Annotated in this window: 7 protein-coding genes; 1 reads left to right on the top strand and 6 read right to left on the bottom strand. The window is 73.2% G+C overall.

What is annotated here, in order from left to right; translation table 11 throughout:
* Positions 1 to 18: 18 nt before the first annotated feature.
* Positions 19 to 1,104 carry a branched-chain amino acid aminotransferase gene (locus tag ABZ478_RS04790; RefSeq protein WP_359545373.1) on the top strand — a complete coding sequence of 362 codons (1,086 nt, stop codon included), beginning with the start codon at positions 19 to 21 and terminating at the stop codon, positions 1,102 to 1,104.
* A 95-nt stretch (positions 1,105 to 1,199) separates the two neighbouring features.
* On the opposite strand, the gene ABZ478_RS04795 is transcribed toward ABZ478_RS04790, so the two are convergent.
* The 6 genes from ABZ478_RS04795 to ABZ478_RS04820 all read right to left on the bottom strand — a co-directional run bounded on the left by ABZ478_RS04795 (position 1,200) and on the right by ABZ478_RS04820 (position 16,796).
* Positions 1,200 to 3,467 carry a Sir2 family NAD-dependent protein deacetylase gene (locus tag ABZ478_RS04795; protein WP_359545375.1) on the bottom strand — a complete coding sequence of 756 codons (2,268 nt, stop codon included), beginning with the start codon at positions 3,465 to 3,467 and terminating at the stop codon, positions 1,200 to 1,202.
* 55 nt (positions 3,468 to 3,522) lie between these two features.
* Positions 3,523 to 7,470: an amino acid adenylation domain-containing protein gene (locus tag ABZ478_RS04800; protein ID WP_359545377.1), complete on the bottom strand. Its 3,948-nt coding sequence runs from the start codon at positions 7,468 to 7,470 to the stop codon at positions 3,523 to 3,525.
* 19 nt (positions 7,471 to 7,489) lie between these two features.
* Positions 7,490 to 13,867, bottom strand: coding sequence for an amino acid adenylation domain-containing protein (locus ABZ478_RS04805; RefSeq protein WP_359545379.1), 6,378 nt, complete (start codon positions 13,865 to 13,867; stop codon positions 7,490 to 7,492).
* A gap of 105 nt (positions 13,868 to 13,972) precedes the next feature.
* Positions 13,973 to 14,662, bottom strand: coding sequence for a TIGR00730 family Rossman fold protein (locus ABZ478_RS04810; protein WP_359545381.1), 690 nt, complete (start codon positions 14,660 to 14,662; stop codon positions 13,973 to 13,975).
* A 42-nt stretch (positions 14,663 to 14,704) separates the two neighbouring features.
* On the bottom strand, positions 14,705 to 15,445 hold the full coding sequence (locus tag ABZ478_RS04815) for a dienelactone hydrolase family protein (protein WP_359545383.1): 741 nt from the start codon (positions 15,443 to 15,445) through the stop codon (positions 14,705 to 14,707).
* Between the two features lie 61 nt (positions 15,446 to 15,506).
* Complete coding sequence (locus ABZ478_RS04820; RefSeq protein ID WP_359545384.1) at positions 15,507 to 16,796, bottom strand: MFS transporter; 1,290 nt, start codon at positions 16,794 to 16,796, stop codon at positions 15,507 to 15,509.
* Positions 16,797 to 16,838 lie beyond the last annotated feature (42 nt).

The raw sequence follows: 16,838 nt of genomic DNA on the forward strand, positions 1-16,838 counted from the left end.
GGTGAAGGACTGGCACTCATGACGACGCCCACGATCGAGCTCAAGCCCTCCGCGAACCCGCGGTCCGACGCGGAGCGCGAGGCGATTCTGGCCGCCCCCGGCTACGGCCGGTACTTCACGGACCACATGGTGACGGTCAAGTGGACGCGGGGACGCGGCTGGCACGACGCCGAGCTGGTCCCGTACGCGCCGCTGACCATCGACCCGGCGAACAAGACCCTGCACTACTCCCAGACGATCTTCGAGGGGTTCAAGGCGTACCGCCTGCCCGACGGCACCGTGGCCACCTTCCGCCCCGGGGCCAACGCGGAGCGCTTCCAGGCCTCGGCCCGCCGCATGGCCATGCCGGAGCTGCCCACCGAGCTGTTCCTCGCCGCGTGCGACGCGCTGGTCCAGCAGGACCGCGCCTGGGTGCCCGGCTCCGCCGAGGCCGCCCTGTACCTGCGGCCCTTCATGATCGCCACCGAGGTCGGGCTGGGCGTCCGGCCGGCCGACGAGTTCCTCTTCATCGTGATCGCCTCGCCCGTCGGCGCCTACTTCCCCGGTGGCGTCGAGCCGGTCTCCGTCTGGATCTCCGAGGACTACGTCCGTGCCGCCAAGGGCGGCACCGGCGCCGCGAAGACCGGCGGCAACTACGCCGCCTCGCTGGTCGCCCAGGCCGAGGCCGCCGAGCACGACTGCGACCAGGTGGTCTGGCTGGACGCGGCCGAGCACCGCTGGGTGGAGGAAATGGGCGCCATGAACATGTACTTCGTGTACGGCGACCGGGTCGTCACCCCCGAACTCACCGGCTCCATGCTGGCCGGCATCACCCGTGACTCGCTGCTGACCATCGCCCGCGACCTCGGCCTCACCGCCGAGGAGGGCCGGATCTCCACCGAGGACTGGCGGCGGGACGCGGAGAACGGCACCCTGACCGAGGTCTTCGCCTGCGGCACCGCGGCGGTCATCACCCCGGTCGGCACCGTCAAGTCCCGGGACGCCGGGTGGACCCACGGCACCGGCGAGCCCGGCGAGGTCACCATGCGCCTGCGGGCGGCGCTGCTCGACCTCCAGACCGGCCGGTCCGAGGACACCCACGGCTGGCTGCACCGGCACGGCTGAGCGCACAGGCGCAGGCCCGCCCCCGCCTGCGTCGGCGGGGACGGGCCTCATGTCCTCGGCGGGCGCGTGACCTCAGCGCACCGCCGCCTCTCCCGTCACCGGCTCAGTTCCGTGGCCCGGTGCAGCGCCCGCTCGGCCCGGGTCAGGTGGCCGTCCTGCTGCTCCAGCACGCCGGCGATCTCCACCGCCCGGCGGGCCGCGTCCAGCGACTGCTCGGCGCGGCCCAGGTCGGCCTGGCGCTCGGCCAGTTCGATGAGCGTCTTGGTGAGGCCGCGCAGCCCGTTCTGGGTCTGCGCCCGGCGCTCGTAGGCGTCCACCAGGCTCTCCGCGAGCAGCACCGGGAACTCGCCGAACACCGTCACGCCCGCCGGTACGGCGTCCAGCAGGTCGGCGGGCAGGGCGGGGTTCTTCTCGGCCAGCGCGGTCAGCGCCTCGGCCAGCGGGGCCGGGTAGCCGCGGGTCAGCGCCACCTCGACCGCCGCGGGCGAGACACCCGGCAGCAGCGAAAGCAGCTCGGTCAGACGCCGGCGGACCTGCGGACGGGTGTCCGCGGCGCGGGCCAGCACGGTCAGCACGCGCCGGTCCTGGTCCTCGGTGGTCTCCATCAGCGCGCCGAGCAGGAACCGGGGCGTGGCGACCTCGGCCACCAGCTCCTCGTCCAGCGCGTCGGGCAGCGACTCGCTCCAGTAGGCGGACCCCTCGGCGATTGGCGGGTACATCTCACACAGCCACCGCGCGACCCGGACCCGCAGCTCAGGGTCCTCCAGCGCCTGCAGGTGCCCGAGGGCGGCGAGGGCCGCCTCCTCGTCGGCGGCGCCGCACAGCACGGCGGTGGCGGCCGCACCGGCCACCACAGCGGCCGGCAGTTTCAGCCCGTGCGCGTCCGCGGCGGCCCGCAGGTACGCCAGTTCCCGCTGGAGCAGCAGCCCCTCGTCCGGTCCGCCCGTACCGGTGGACGGCGCCAGCGCGGAGGCCAGCACCGCGGCCTGGAGGGCTCCGGGCAGCGGCGGTACGTCCTCGGGCCGGACGGCCGCGGGGGAGTGGTCGCCGAGGGCCGCCGCGTAGTCCTGCGCGGCCTCGCGCACGGCGTCGGCGTGGTCCGGCTCCGCCGCGTCGGGAGCCCCGAGCTCCTCGTGGGTGTCCGCCGCCGGCCGGGGGCCGTCCGTGCGGGCCAGCAGCAGCAGGCGGACCGGCGCGCCGGTCTCACGCGCCGACGCCTCGGCCTGGATCCGGGCCACCTGCTCGCCGCGGGTCTCGGCGCTCTCCACGACCACCAGCAGCGGCCGCTCCGTGGCGGGAAGGCCCGCTTCCGGCGTCGGGAACGCGATGTCCCACTCGTCCGACCCGCCCAGCCGGTCGGCGAGTTCGAGGGCGAGGCGGGACTTGCCGCTCCCGGCCGGGCCCGACACCAGATGGGTCCGGGTGCCGGTGCCCGCACACCACTGGGCGAGCCGCTCCAGCTCGGCGGCCCGCGAACGGAACCGCGCGGTCCGGGCGTCCGCGCGCAGCAGCACGCTGGGACGCGCCGCCGGCGCGGCGGCCTCCTCCCCGACGGCGGCCTCCTCACGGGTGACGGCACCCGAGGCGGCGGCCCGCAGCTGCGCCGCGATGCGCGGCAGCGCCTCGCCCAGCGGGTCCCGGATGATGTCGGTGGCGATGGCGTCGTAGGGCGTGGGATCCCAGTTGACGATGACCAGGGTCGCCCCGGCGTTCACCGCGCTCGCGCACAGCGAGCCCGCGGGCTCGACGGTGAGCGTCGTCCCCACGGCGAGGATCAGGTCGCACGAGGTGACGGCCTCCTCGGCCCGGACGAACGTCTCCGGGGACATGGTCTGCCCGAACATGGTGCTGGCGGTCTTCTGGATGCCGCCGCACTCCGGGCACGGCGGAGTGGCCTCGCCGGCCTCGATCCTGGCCAGCACGTCCGTGGTCGGCGACCGGCGCCCGCACGCGACGCACTGGGTGGTGCGCATCGTGCCGTGCAGCTCGAAGACCCGGTCGGCGGGCGTGCCGGCGAGCTGGTGCAGACCGTCGGTGTTCTGCGTCACGACGGTCGTGTCGATGCCCGACTCCCCGAGCGCGGCCACCGCGCGGTGGCCGGCGTTGGGCTCGGCGCCCCACACGGGGTGCTCGTAACGCGTCTTCCAGTAGCTGACCCGGAGTTCGGGGTCGGCCATGAAGGCCTGGTAGGTGTGCTTCGTCTGGAGTCCCGGGCTCAGGGTCCAGACGCCGGTGGGACCGCGGAAGTCCTGGATGCCGGAGTCGGTGGAGATGCCGGCCCCGCTGAACACCACGAGCCGGCGGACACCGTAGGCCCAGTCGGGGATGTCGCCGGGCGACTGGTCGGTCGGGGGTGTCGTCATGAGGACCTCCAAGAAGTATCGGCGCGGTCGGCCACGGCCGCCGAACGGTGCGCCATCAGTGCACGGCGCTTTCGCCGGTGAACCGCGCCAGGGCGCCGACGCCCTCGCGCATGGCGACCACCAGCCGGTCGGCCAGGTCGCCCACCCGCGGTTCCGCGAGCAGAGTGCGGTGGTCTCCCGGGGTCGTCAGCACCACGAGGGGACCCTCGACCTTGGCGCTCCAGCCCAGGTCCGGCGTGGTGTGCGGGGCGTCCTCGCCCCGGATCACCACCGCGCCGCCCCGGTACGGGTCGTGCGCGCCGTCGCGGTACTCCAGCAGCGCCTTGGCGTGCCGGCGGTAGAGGTCCACCAGGCGCCGCAGGTCGTCCACGCTGCCCACGTCGGGGCGTGCGAGATGGCCCTCGGCGAGCGACAGCGCGTGGGCCAGCCGCCGTTCGGCGGGGACCCGCTGGAGTTCGGCCAGGGTGATCGGGAGCTGGTTGGCGAACGCGCCGAGGATCGCGGCCGCGTCGTCGTCGACCCACTCCGGGGGTACGGGGTCGGCGATGCTGGAGTCGATCAGCGCGAGCGTCTCCACCTGTCCCCCCTCCTCCCGCACCCGGCGCGCCATGGCGTAGGCCACGGCACCGCCCATGCACCAGCCGCCGAAGCGGTACGGCCCCTCGGGCTGCACGGCGCGCACCACGTCCAGGTAGTGCTCGGCGATGGCCTCGATGGTCGTGGGCCGCGGCCCGTCGGGAGCCACGTGGTCGAAGGCCTGTATTCCGTAGGCGGGTTGGTCCGCCGGGAGGGCGTCGGTCAGCGCACCGTAGCAGAACACCGTGCCGCCCAGCGGATGGATCAGGAACAGCGGCCGCTGGTCCGAGCCCGGCGCCTCACGCAGCGGGACGAGGATCGAACTCTCGTCCTCGCGGCCCGCGTCGATGCCCTCCGCGAGCGAGGCGACGGTGGCGCCGGTGAGCAGGCTCGCCAGCGGAACCTCGTGGCCGGTGGCCTCCTTGATCCGCAGGACGATGCGGAGCGCGGCGATGGAGTGCCCGCCCAGGTCCCGGAAGGAGTCGGTGGCGCCCACCGTGTCCAGCCCCAGCTCCTGCGCCCACAGCCCGGCGACCATCAGCTCGGTCCCGGTGGAGGGCTCGACGATCCGCCCGGCGGCGGTGCCGCTGCGGTCCGGGTCCGGCAGCGCCGCCCGGTCGATCTTGCCGTTCGGGGTCAGCGGGTACGCGTCGAGCCACACGTACGCGGCGGGCACCATGTAGTCCGGGACGTGGGCCGTCACCAGCGCGCGCAGCTCCTGCGGGGCGGCCGCCCCGGCGCCCGGGGCGGCGACCAGGTAGGCGACGAGCTGGTGTTCGCCGCGCCGGTCCGGGCGCGGGGTGACGACGACCTGGCCGACCGCCGGGTGGGTGGCGAGCACCGACTCGATCTCGCCGAGTTCGATCCGGAACCCGCGGATCTTGACCTGGTGGTCGTTGCGGCCGATGAAGTCCAGCCGGCCGTCCGGCCGCCAGCGCACGGTGTCACCCGTGCGGAACAGCCGGGCGCCCGCGGGGCCGAAGGGGTCGGCCACGAAGCGCACCGACGTCAGGGCGGGCTGCCCCCGGTAGCCGCGGGCCACGCCCTCGCCGCCGATGTACAGCTCGCCCGGCACCCCCACCGGCACCGGACGCAGGGTGTCGTCCAGGACGTAGACCTGGGTGTTGGCGAGCGGCGTACCGATGGTCACCGGCTCGTCGGCACGCACGGCCTGGAGGCAGGACCAGATGGTGGTCTCCGTCGGCCCGTACGCGTTCCACACCGAACCCAGGCGCTCGGCGAGCTGCCGCGCGAGGTCCCCGGGCAGCGCCTCGCCGCCGCTGATCGCCCGGACGCCGGGCTCGGTGCCGAGTCCGGCGTCCACGAGCATGCGCCAGGCCGAGGGGGTGGCCTGCACGATCGTGGCCCGCCGTACCTCGTCGACGAGTTCGGCCCCGTGCGCGGCGTCGTCCTCGAGGACGCGCAGCTCGGCGCCCGTCAGCAGCGGGGCGAACACCTCGAGTCCGGCGATGTCGAAGGACAGGGAGGTGAGCGCCAGCCAGCGGTCCCCGGCCGTCAGGCCGGTCTCGGAGATCATCGAGTGCAGCAGGTTCACCAGCGCGCGGTGCGGGATCTGGACGCCCTTCGGCCGGCCCGTCGAGCCGGACGTGTAGATCACATAGGCCAGGTCCTCCGCCCGCAGGCCCGGGTCCACGGCGTCGTCCGGTCCCTCGTCCAGGGTGTCCGGCGCGATCGTCAGCACGGTCGCCGCGGACTCGGGCGGCCGCGTGCCGGGGTCGACGAGCACGACCGGCGCCTGCGCGTCGGCCAGCATGTACGCCAGCCGGTCGGCCGGGTACTCCGGGTCCAACGGCAGATAGGCACCGCCGGCCGAGAGCACGGCCAGCAGCGCGGTGACCAGGTCCGCCGAGCGCCGCATGCACACGCCGGTGATCACTCCGGGGCCGACGCCCTCCTCGCGCAGCCGCCGGGCCAGCCGGTTCACCCGCCGGTACAGCTCCGTGTAGGTCAGCTCGCGGCCCCCGGCGCGCAGCGCGACCCGGCCGGGGTGGCGGGCGGCGGTCTCGGCGAGCAGCGCCGGCAGCGGCCGGTCCAGGGGGAGCGCGGCAGCGGTGTCGTTCCACTCCCGCAGCTGCCGGGTGGTCTCCGCCGGGGTCAGCAGCGGCGTGCCCGCCACGGACGCGCCGGGGTCCTCCACCATGGCCCGCAGCGCCGCGGTGTAGTAGCCGCCGATCGCCTCCATCTGCTCGGCGGAGAACTCGGCCGCGTTGTGGTTGATGCCCAGGCCCAGTTCGCCGGTGTCCGGGTCGGCGCCGAAGTTGGCGGTGAAGGACAGGTTGGTCTGCTCGAAGAAGTCCGTCTCGTCGATCGTCAGACGGGTCAGCGACATACCGCCGTAGCTCCGCATGGCCCGGTAGTCGACCAGCGTCTCGAAGAGCGTGTCCCGGTTCAGGTCGCGCTGCATCTGGACCAGCGGATAGCGCCGGTGGACGAGCGCCTCGCCCTCCGCCCGGTGCACCTGCCGGGCCAGGTCGCGCCAGTTCGTCCCGCCCGTGTCCACCACCAGCGGGGTGCTGTTGAGGAACAGGCCGATCACCCGCTCCCCGTCGGCCGTCTCCGGGCGGCAGTTGGCGACGCGGCCGGTGAGCACCCGGCGCTGTCCCGACAGCCGGGCGACGACCGCGGCGTGCGCGGCGTACAGCGCGGCCTTGGTCGCCACCCGCGAGTCCGCCGCGAAGCCCTTGATCCGCTCGGTCAGTTCGGCCCCGAAGGCCACCCGGTGCACCCGCGCGGACCGCTCCGCCGCGGTGCCCGTACGGCCGCCGCCCCAGCGCGGCAGCTCGAGCACCTCGGTGCCCTCCAGGAGCCGTGCCCAGTAGTCGCGGGCCGCGTCGTCCGCCAGCGCCTTGCGCTCCAGCAGCACGTAGTCGCGGAACCGGGTGCCGAGTTCGGGCACCCGGGGCGCGTGACCGGACAGCGCCCGGTCGTACTCCGTCAGCAGCGAGGAGGTCAGCAGCGACAGGCTCCAGCCGTCGAGGATCGCGTGGTGGAAGCTCAGGTGCAGCCAGAACGCGGTGCCGCTCACCACCTGGGCGTGCACCCGCAGCAGCGGAGCGGTGGCCAGGTCGAACGGCCGGGCCTTCTCGGCCGCCCGCCACGCGGCCTGCCGTTCCCGCTGCTCCGCCGCGTCCAGTCCGGACAGGTCCTCGACGGTCAGCGGGGGTTCGACGGTGTCGTGCACGAGCTGCATCGGCTCGCTGAACCGGGTCAGCTCCACACTGCTGCGCAGGATGTCGTGACCGGCCAGCAGCGCGGCCAGCGCGCCGCGCAGCAGGCTCTCGTCGAACGGTCCGGAGATCCGCAGACTGGACAGATCGTGGTAGGTGGAACCCGCCGGGTCCAGATGGCTGTGGTACAGCATCCCGGACTGCAGCCGCGTGAGCGGGTAAGCATCTTGAATCGCCATGGTGTTCAGCTCCCGCCGGTCACGCTTCACGCAGTCGGGCCAGGTCCTCCTGGGACAGGAGGGAGAACTCGCCGACGCTTTCGGACACAGGACTGTCTTCGGTCTGCTCGCGGGCGGACCCGCGGTGGTGCGCCGCGAGGGCCGCGACGGTGGGGGTCTGGAACATGTCCTCGACGCTGAAGCCGAAGCCACGCTGCCGGGCCCGGCCCACCACCGCGATCACATGCATGGAGTCGCCGCCGAGCTGGAAGAAGTCGTCGTCGGCACCGACACCGTCGACTCCCAGGGCCTCCTCCCACAGGGCCGCCAGCATCCGCTCCGGCTCGGTGGCCGGCACCCGCGACGCCGTCTCGCGCTCGATCACGGGCTCGGGCAGCGCCTTCGCGTCGATCTTCCCGCTGGAGGACAGCGGGAAGGCGTCGAGCGCGACCACGGCCACCGGCACCATGTACCGGGGCAGCAACGAGGCGGCCAGCGACAGCAGTTCGGCGGCCGGCGGCGGCACCTGGCCGGCCGGCGCGGTGACGTAGGCGATCAGCCGCCGGTCGCCCGGCCGGTCCTCGCGGACCAGGACCCGCGCCTGCTCGACCAGGTCGTGCCGCGCGAGCACCTGCTCGATCTCGCCCAGCTCGATCCGGAACCCGCGCACCTTCACCTGGTCGTCCCGCCGGCCGAGGAACTCCAGCCGGCCGCCGGGCAGCCACCGCGCGCGGTCGCCGGTGCGGTACATCCGGGCGCCGGCCGGGCCGTCCGGGTCGGCGACGAACCGTTCGGCGGTCAGCGCGGCCCGCCCCTGGTAGCCGCGGGCCAGACCCTCGCCCGCGAGGTACAGCTCGCCCGCCACCCCGATCGGGGCCGGGGCGAGACGGTCGTCCAGGACGTACGCACGGGTGTTGGCGATCGGCGCGCCGATGGGCACGAGCGCCGAGTCGTCGTCGGGCTCACAGGTCCAGGCCGTGACGTCCACGGACGCCTCGGTCGGGCCGTACAGGTTCTCCAGCCGCGCGCCGAGGGTGCGCAGGGCCAGCCGCGCGACGTCGGCCGGCAGCGCCTCGCCGCTGCACACCACCAGCCGCAGGGCGGTCGGCCGCGCCGCCTCCGGGGTGTCCAGGAACGCCCGGAGCATCACGGGCACGAAGTGGCAGACGGTCACGCCGGTCTCGGCCATCAGCCGGGCCAGGTACTCCGGCTCGCGGTGCCGCCGCGGGGCGGCCAGGACCAGGCAGGCCCCGTTCATCAGCGGCCAGAACAGCTCCCACACCGAGACGTCGAAGCTGATCGGCGTCTTGTGCAGCACCCGGTCCCGGGCCGTCAGGCCGTACGACTCCTGCATCCACAGCAGCCGGTTGACGATGCCGCGGTGCGGGATCTGGACGCCCTTGGGCGCGCCCGTCGAACCGGAGGTGTAGATCACGTACGCGAGGTCGTCCGGGCGGGCCGACGGATCCGGTCCCCGCTCGGCGCTCTCGCGGCCCACGGGCAGCTCCAGGCAGCCCTCCGAGGCGAACGTGCCCGCCGGACCGGCCGTCAGGACGACCGGCGCCGCACTCGTGCGCACCATCGTCCGCAGTCGCTCCACCGGGTGGTCCGGCTCCAGCGGCAGATAGGCGCCGCCGGCCTTGTGCACGGCGAGCAGCGCCACCATGAGCTCCACGGAGCGGTGCAGATGGACGCCGACGACCACGTCCGGTCCCACCCCGGCATCGCGCAGCCGCAGCGCCAGCCGGTTGGCCCGGCCGTCGAGTTCGGCGTAGCTCAGCACCTCGTCCTCGAACCGGACGGCCGGCGCGCCGGGGGTGCGGCGCACCTGCTCGGCGATGATCTCGGGGAGCGTGCGGTCGAGGTCGTACGGCGTGGCCGTCGCGTTCCAGCGCGTCAGCAGCTCCCGCTCGGTCTCGCCGGTCAGCCGCAGCCGGTCCAGCGGGACGGCCGGGTCGGCCGCGACCTGGGCGAGGACGTTCAGCAGATGGCCGGTCAGCCGGTCGACGGTGGCCTCGTCGAAGAGGTCGAGGTCGTAGTCGAGCATGCCGACCAGGCCGTCGTCGCCCTGGGTGAAGCGCAGGCTGATGTCGCACTGGGCGCGGGCCTCGGTGCTGACGAGCGCCTCGACCTCGTGGCCGGGCAGCCGCAGCGGCACCTCGGGAACGTTCTGCAGGGCGAACAGCACCTGGTAGAGCGGGTTGCGGCTGAGGTCGTGGTCGGGCGCGAGCTCTGCGACCAGCCGCTCGAACGGCGCCTGCTGGTGGTCGAAGGCCGCCAGCGCCATGTCCTTGACCCGGGTGAGCAGTTCCGCGAACGAGGGCCGGCCGCCGGTGTCCACCCGCATCAGCACCGTGTTGAGGAAGCAGCCCACGGACCGTTCGAAGTCGGAGCGGGGCCGGAACGCCACTGGGGTGCCGACCAGCACCTCCCGCTCCCCGGCATGCCGCGCGAGCACCACGCCGAAGGCGGACAGCAGCGTCATGAACAGGGTGGCGCCGGACTCCCGGCCCGCCTTCTCCAGGCCCGCCACCACCTCGTCGGGCACCGTGAGACGGCGGCGGGCACCCCGGTGCGCCTGCACCGCGGGCCGGGGCCGGTCGGTGGGCAGCTCCAGCACGGTCGGGACGCCGGCCAGCCGCTCCTTCCACCAGTCCACCAGGCGGTCCTGCTCACCACTGTCCAGGAAGACGCGCTCCCACTCGACCAGGTCGGCGAACTGGGCGGCCGGGGCCCCGCAGGCCTCGGGGCCGCCCGCGAAGATCCGCGACAGGTCCTCGAAGAAGACACCGGCGGACCAGCCGTCGAAGACGATGTGGTGCACGGTGAGGACGAGCAGCCGCTCCCCGGCGCCGAGGCGCACGACCAGGCAGCGCATCAGCGGCGCCACGGAGAGGTCGAAGGGCCGGCGCGTCTCCCCGGCCGCGTAGGCGAGGCCCACCTCCTCGGCGTCGGCGCGGTCGCCGAGGTCCACGACGTCGACCAGCACCCGGGCACCGGGCAGGACCTCCTGCACGGGCTCCCCGTCCACCATGGTGAACCGGGTGCGCAGCGCCCCGTGCCGGGCGACGACGCCGTCGAGCGCGGTCTGCAGCGCCGCCGTGTCGAGGTCGCCGCGCACCCGCAGCACCGCCGACATGTTGTACGCGACGTCACCGGGCTGCACCTGGTCCACGAACCACAGGCGGCGCTGGACCAGCGACAGCCCGTGGGAGCCATCGCCGCTCACCGGGACCGGCAGCGGCTCCGCCTCGGCGGGCTCGGGCACGCCGTTCTCGACGAGGGCGAGGAACCCGGTGATGGTCGGGTTCTCGAACACCTCGCGCAGGCTCAGCCTGACCCCGTAGGTCTCCTTGATCCTGGACAGCAGCCGGGTGAGCAGCAGCGAGTGGCCGCCCAGGGCGAAGAAGTCGTCCCCGACGCCGATTCCGACGAGGGCCAGCACGTCCTCCCACAGCCCGGCCATCCGGCGCTCGTCCTCGGTGGCCGGCGGGCGGGAGTGCTCGCTCTGCTCCCACTCGTTGCTGGGGGACGGCAGGGCCGCGCGGTCGATCTTCGCGTTGGCGTTCAGCGGGAAGCCGGGCAGGACGACGAAGGCCGAGGGCACCATGGGCTTGGGCAGCGCGGCGGCGGCCAGGGTGCGCAGTTCGGCCCCGGTCACCGTGCCGGGCTCCGCCGTCACGTAGGCCACCAGCCGCCGGTCGCCGGGGCGGTCCTCGCGCACCATCACCAGCGCCTGGCTCACGCTCTCGTGCCCGACCAGGACGCCCTCGATGTCACCCGGCTCGATACGGTGGCCGCGCAGCTTGATCTGGTGGTCGACGCGCCCGACGAACTCGGCGCATCCGTCGCCGAGATACCGGATGCGGTCACCGGTGTGGTAGACGCGGTCCTCCGGGTCGCCGGTCCACGGGCTGGTGGTGAAGCCGCCCACGATCCCGTTGAGATAGCTCGCGAGATAGGGCGTGCGCACCACCAGTTCGCCGACCTCGCCCTCGGCGCAGAGCTCGCCGGCCGGGTTCACGAACAGGACCTGCACACCGGTGATGCCCGGCCCGATCGGCGCCTTCGACAGGAACGGCCGTACCTGGTCCGGGGATTCGGCGTCGCGCAGCGACAGCGAGGAGATCACCTGCGGCGTCTCGGTCGCCCCGTAGATGTTGATCAGGCTGCAGTGCGGTGCCATCGCCGCCCACGCGGTGGCCGTGTGGCGGCGCAGCACGTCGCCGTTGATGCCGACCAGGCGCATCGCCGGCAGCGTGCCGCCGGGCGGCATGGCCGCCGCCAGCTCGTGGGCGTACGGCGGCGTGAGGTGGACGACGGTCGCGCCGATCTCGCCGAGCCACCGGGTGGTGGGCGCGAAGTCGAGTCGGTCGTGGACCGGGAAGCAGGACCGGCCGCCGACCCACATCGGGGTCAGCAGGTCACGCATCAGCACCTCGTAGCCGAGGCCGGCGAGGACGGCGAACCGGTCCTCGGGGCCGAGGTTCTGCGAGCGCTCGTACCAGTCGAGGAAGTGAGTCACCGCGTCGTGCTTGGTGACCACGCACTTCGGCACGCCGGTGGAGCCCGAGGTGAACACCGCGTAGATGGCGTCGTCCGGGGAGATCTGGATGCCCGGCGGCTCGCCGGGCAGGCCGGCCCAGACCCCGGCGTCGTCGAGGCGGATCGTTCCCGCGCCCTCCGGCATGGCCGCCAGCACCTCGTCCGGCAGGGCGTCGCAGCCCCGGGTGAGCATCAGCGCCTTCGGGGCGCTGACCCGCATGCACTGGACGAGACGGCCGGGCGGCAGCGTCGAGTCGATGATCACGAACGGCGCGGCGCACTTCAGCGCGGCCAGCATCGCGATCTGGGTGGACGGATCGCGCTTGATGACGATGCCCACCATGTCGCCGCGCCCGACCCCGAAGGCGCGCAGCCGACGGGCGAGTTCGTTGGCCGCCCGGTCCAGCTCCCGGTACGTCCAGGTCTCGTCCTTGTACGCGATGGCGACCCGGTCCGGCGCGCAGTCCACGTGCTTGGTGAAGCGCTCGACGATGGACTCGTGCCAGTCGGGGGTGAGCGGTTCGTACGGGTCGGGCAGCAGCTCGCGGCTCTCCCGCGACAGCAGCGGGTAGCCGAGGACGGAGCGGTGCGGGTTGCGGCTCACCTGGGCCAGCAGCTCGGCGGTCTGGTCAAGGAGCCAGCCGATCCGGGTCCCGGTGAACAGGTCGGCGTCGTAGACCAGGTCGAGGTCGAGGCGGCCCGCGGCGGACTTCACGTAGAGGGTGAGGTCGAACTTGGCCGCCTCCTCCTCGTTCGGCACGTGCTCGGTCTCGCAGCCCGGGAACGAGGGCAGCCGGGGCTCCGGCTCGAAGTTGACGAGGACCTGGACGAGCGGGTTGCGGCTGAGGTCGTGGTCCGGCGAGAGTTCGGCGACCAGGCGCTCGAACGGCGCCTCCTGGTGGTCGAAGGCCTCGAGGGACATGTCCTTGACGCGGCCGAGCAGTTCGGCGAAGGACGGCTGCCCCGCGGTGTCCACGCGCATCACCACGGTGTTGAGGAAGCAGCCCACCGCCCGCTCGAACTCCGAGCGCGGCCGGAACGCCACCGGCGTGCCGATCAGCACCTCCTCCTGCCCGGCGTGCCGCGCGAGCACCACGCCGAAGGCGGACAGCAGGGTCATGAACATCGTCGCGCCCGCGGTCCGGCTCACCTTCTCCAGGCCCGCGACCACGTCCTGGGGCACGCTCAGCCGCCTGCGCGCGCCCCGGTGCGCCTGCACCGCCGGGCGCGGCCGGTCGGTCACCAGCTCCAGGACCGTGGGCGCCCCGGCGAGCCGCTCCTTCCACCAGGCCACCAGCCGGTCCTGCGCGCCGCTCTCGCGCGCCGTCCGCTCCCACTCGACCAGGTCGAGGTACTGCGCGGCCGGCGCGCCCAGGGCGTCCGGGTCCGCGCCGAAGAGCTGCGACAGCTCCTCGAAGAAGACGCCGGCGGACCAGCCGTCGAAGACGATGTGGTGGATGGTGAAGACGACCAGCTGGTCCTCGTCGCCCAGCCGTACCACCGAACACCGCAGCAGCGGCGCCGTGGTCAGGTCGAACGGCCGGCGCGCCTCGCCCATGGCGTGGGCCCGCCCGACCGCCTCGGCGTCGGGCTGGTCGCGCATGTCCACCACGTCGACCAGCACCCGGGCGCCCGGCAGGACCTCCTGCACGGGCTCCCCGCCCACCACGGTGAACCGGGTGCGCAGCGCTCCGTGCCGGGCGACGACGCCGTCGAGCGCGGTCTGCAGCGCCGCCGTGTCGAACGAGCCGCGCACCCGCAGCACCACCGGCATGTTGTACGCGATGTCGCCCGACTGCACCTGGTCGACGAACCACAGACGCCGCTGGATGGAGGACAGCTCACTGAACGGGCCGGACACTGACTTACCCATACTCAACCCTGTCGATCTCGTGGATGCTCATGGCTTCGGTGGCGGGGGGCCGGGACATGTGTCGGGGCGCCGACCGGTCGCCCGGCCGACGCCCCGCGGTGCACGTCAGGCGGTGGCGCCCGCGCGGTCGGCGGGGATGCCCTTGTCCGCCAGGGCGAGGGCATCCTCGACGCTGTCCGCGATGGCGACCTGGGACATGATGGAAGGGCTGACCAGGCCGGTGCGCACCAGGTGTTCGTTCATGAACCGCAGCCAGGCGTCCCAGAGCTGGACGCCCTCGGGCTGCATCAGGATCACCGGGAACGGGCGGTGCTGGTCGGTGTCCTGGTGGACCAGGACCTCGTACAGCTCGTCGAGCGTTCCGACGCCGCCGGGGAAGACGAACAGCGCGTCGATGTCGTGCGTGAGCAGCAGCTTGCGCAGTGCGAAGGTGCCCACCGTGATGGACCGGCTGGGGTCGAGCACGGTGTCGGGCACCTCCCCGGCGATCTCGATCCGGACCGCCCTGGACAGCAGCTCTCCGCTGCCGTCCCGGACCGCCTGCATGATGCCGGGACCGCCGCCCGTCACGGCCGCCCAGCCACGCTGCGCGACCGCGGCACCGAGGCTCCGGGCCAGCTCGTAGGACGGGTCCCCGGGCTTGGTGCGTGCGGAGCCGAACACCGTGACGATGCGCTCCTGCCCCAGGGAGCGGGAGGCCCGGCTCCAGGTCCGGGCGGTCTCCACCTCGGCGGCCAGGGACCGCAGCGCCGTTTCGAGGTGTCCTTCGAGGTGTCCTTCGGGCTGTTCCTTCATCCCCTTGTCCCTTTCTTCCTGTTGCTCGAGGGCCCGAAGCGGCTACTTGACCAGGGCCTCGCGCACGAGGTTCAGGGCTCGGTGCACGGCCTCGCGCGACTCCTCGGTGTGGTCGACGATGTCGAAGCCGTGGTGACCGTTGGGCACGTCGATGATGGTCAGCTCGACCTGGTGCTCCTCCGCGGCGGCGACGAATTTCTCCACGGTCTCGGCGACCAGCGGGGCCTCCAGGCCGACGCGGGTCAGCACGATCTGCGGCACGTCACCGTGCTCGGCCACCGCGAGGGACGGCTCGAAGCGGGGCTCCAGCTCCATGTGCGGACGGGAGCCGAGCGCCGGGTAGGTCGCCGCCAGCACGCGCAGCCACTCCGGCGGCGTGCGCAGGTAGTCGGAGATCAGCGGGCTGCCGCCGCAGAAGAACCAGATCGCGATCCGGTCGGAGTCGACCCGCTCGTCCGCGCGGACCTGCTCGATCGCCTCCTTAAGGGCGTCGGCGGCACCGGGGAACTGGTCCCACTCGTGCAGCGGGAGCTGCAGGGGCGCGGCGATCAGGCCGTTGGCGGCCAGCAGGTTGCCGTAGCCGCGGTAGACCGGCCACTCGCGCGGGTTGATCCACTCCGCCTCCGCGGGCAGCGGGCCGCCGCACACGAAGACGACCGCCGGCAGCGGACCCTCGGCCGCCGGGGGCACGTAGAGGTCCACGCGGCCGTGGCGCTCCGGCTGGATGGCCTCCGGCTCCAGGACAAAGGCGCCGTTCACGAAGTACGGGACGTCGTCACTCATGATCCACTCTCAGTTCTTCTACGGGTGAAGGGACAGACGGGCCTGTGGACGCGCTGACGCGTCATGCGTCCAGGGCCTCGGGAAGCTCTCGGCCGATCTTCCGCAGCGCCGAGAAGAGGAAGAGGGTCGACGCCGCGATCATCCCGATGGTGATGACGAACAAGCCCTTGCGCAGGCCCAGTTCCTCACCGAGGACACCGCCGACGAAGGACCCGAGCGGCACCGAGCCGACGCCGAGGAAGCGGTGGGTCGCCATGACGCGGCCGAGCATCCGGTCCGGCGTGATCGACTGGCGGATGCCCGCCAGGGTCACACCGAACGTCATGCTGAGCGCGCTGTACACGAAGTTCAGCAGGATCAGCGTGCCCACCGTGAGCCAGCCGTTGCCGTGCAGCAGCGACACCCCGAGCAGGAACACGCAGCTCACGATCGCGCTGGCGTTCAGCACCAGGCCGTAGCCGAACCGCTTCGGCAGCCGGGAGGAGAACAGGGCGCCCACCAGCAGACCGGGGCCCGAGGCCGCGAGCGCGAGGCCGATCTCGTAGCTGGACAGCTTCAGCTCGACGGGCATGTACACCAGGTAGATGGCGAGGTAGCCGGCGTAGCAGAAGTTGAACATGGCCGCGATCAGCACGACGGAGCGCAGGATCGCGTTGCCGAAGACCAGCTTGAAGCCCTCGCCGATCTGCTTCAGCGGTTGGACCGGCTCCGTGCTCGGCGTCGGCTTCGGCTCGGGCCTGCGGATCAGCCAGATTCCCGAGGCCGAGATCAGGTAGAACACCACGCAGGCGATCAGCGCGTTGGCCGGTGAGAACCAGGCGACGAAGAGGCCGCCGAGCGCGGGTCCGGCGATCAGCGCGGCCGAACGCGCCGTCTCCAGATGGCTGTTGCCCGCGGGGATCTGGTCCCGCTCCACCACCCGGGGCAGATAGGCCTGCGAGCCCACGTCGAACAGCACCATGCACGTGCCGATCAGGAACGCGGTGATGTAGAGCGCCGAGAGCCCGAGCTGGTGCATCGAGTAGGCGAGCGGGATCAGTGCCAGGGCGGCCGCACGGCCGAGGTCCGCCGCGATCAGCATGTTGCGGCGGCGCCACCGGTCGACGACGACACCCACGAAGAGCACGAACAGCGGATAGGGCAGCTGCCCGACGGTGCGCATGACACCGACGTCGAACGAGGACGCGCCCACGGTGAGCACGGCCACCAGCGGTATGGCGACGTCACCGATCTGCCCGCCGAAGTTGGATGCGGTGTTGCCGACCATGAGCCAGCGGAAGTCCCTGTCGCGCAGGGGGCTGCGCGGCGGCGCCTTGGCCGCCGGCTCCGCGAGCGACTCGTCCGTAGTCAATTGCTGTCCTTTCGCCGTGGCCCGCTGGGCCGCGGCGGTGTG

This window comes from Streptomyces sp. NPDC005706, assembly GCF_040631045.1.
Classification (GTDB): Bacteria; Actinomycetota; Actinomycetes; order Streptomycetales; family Streptomycetaceae; genus Streptomyces.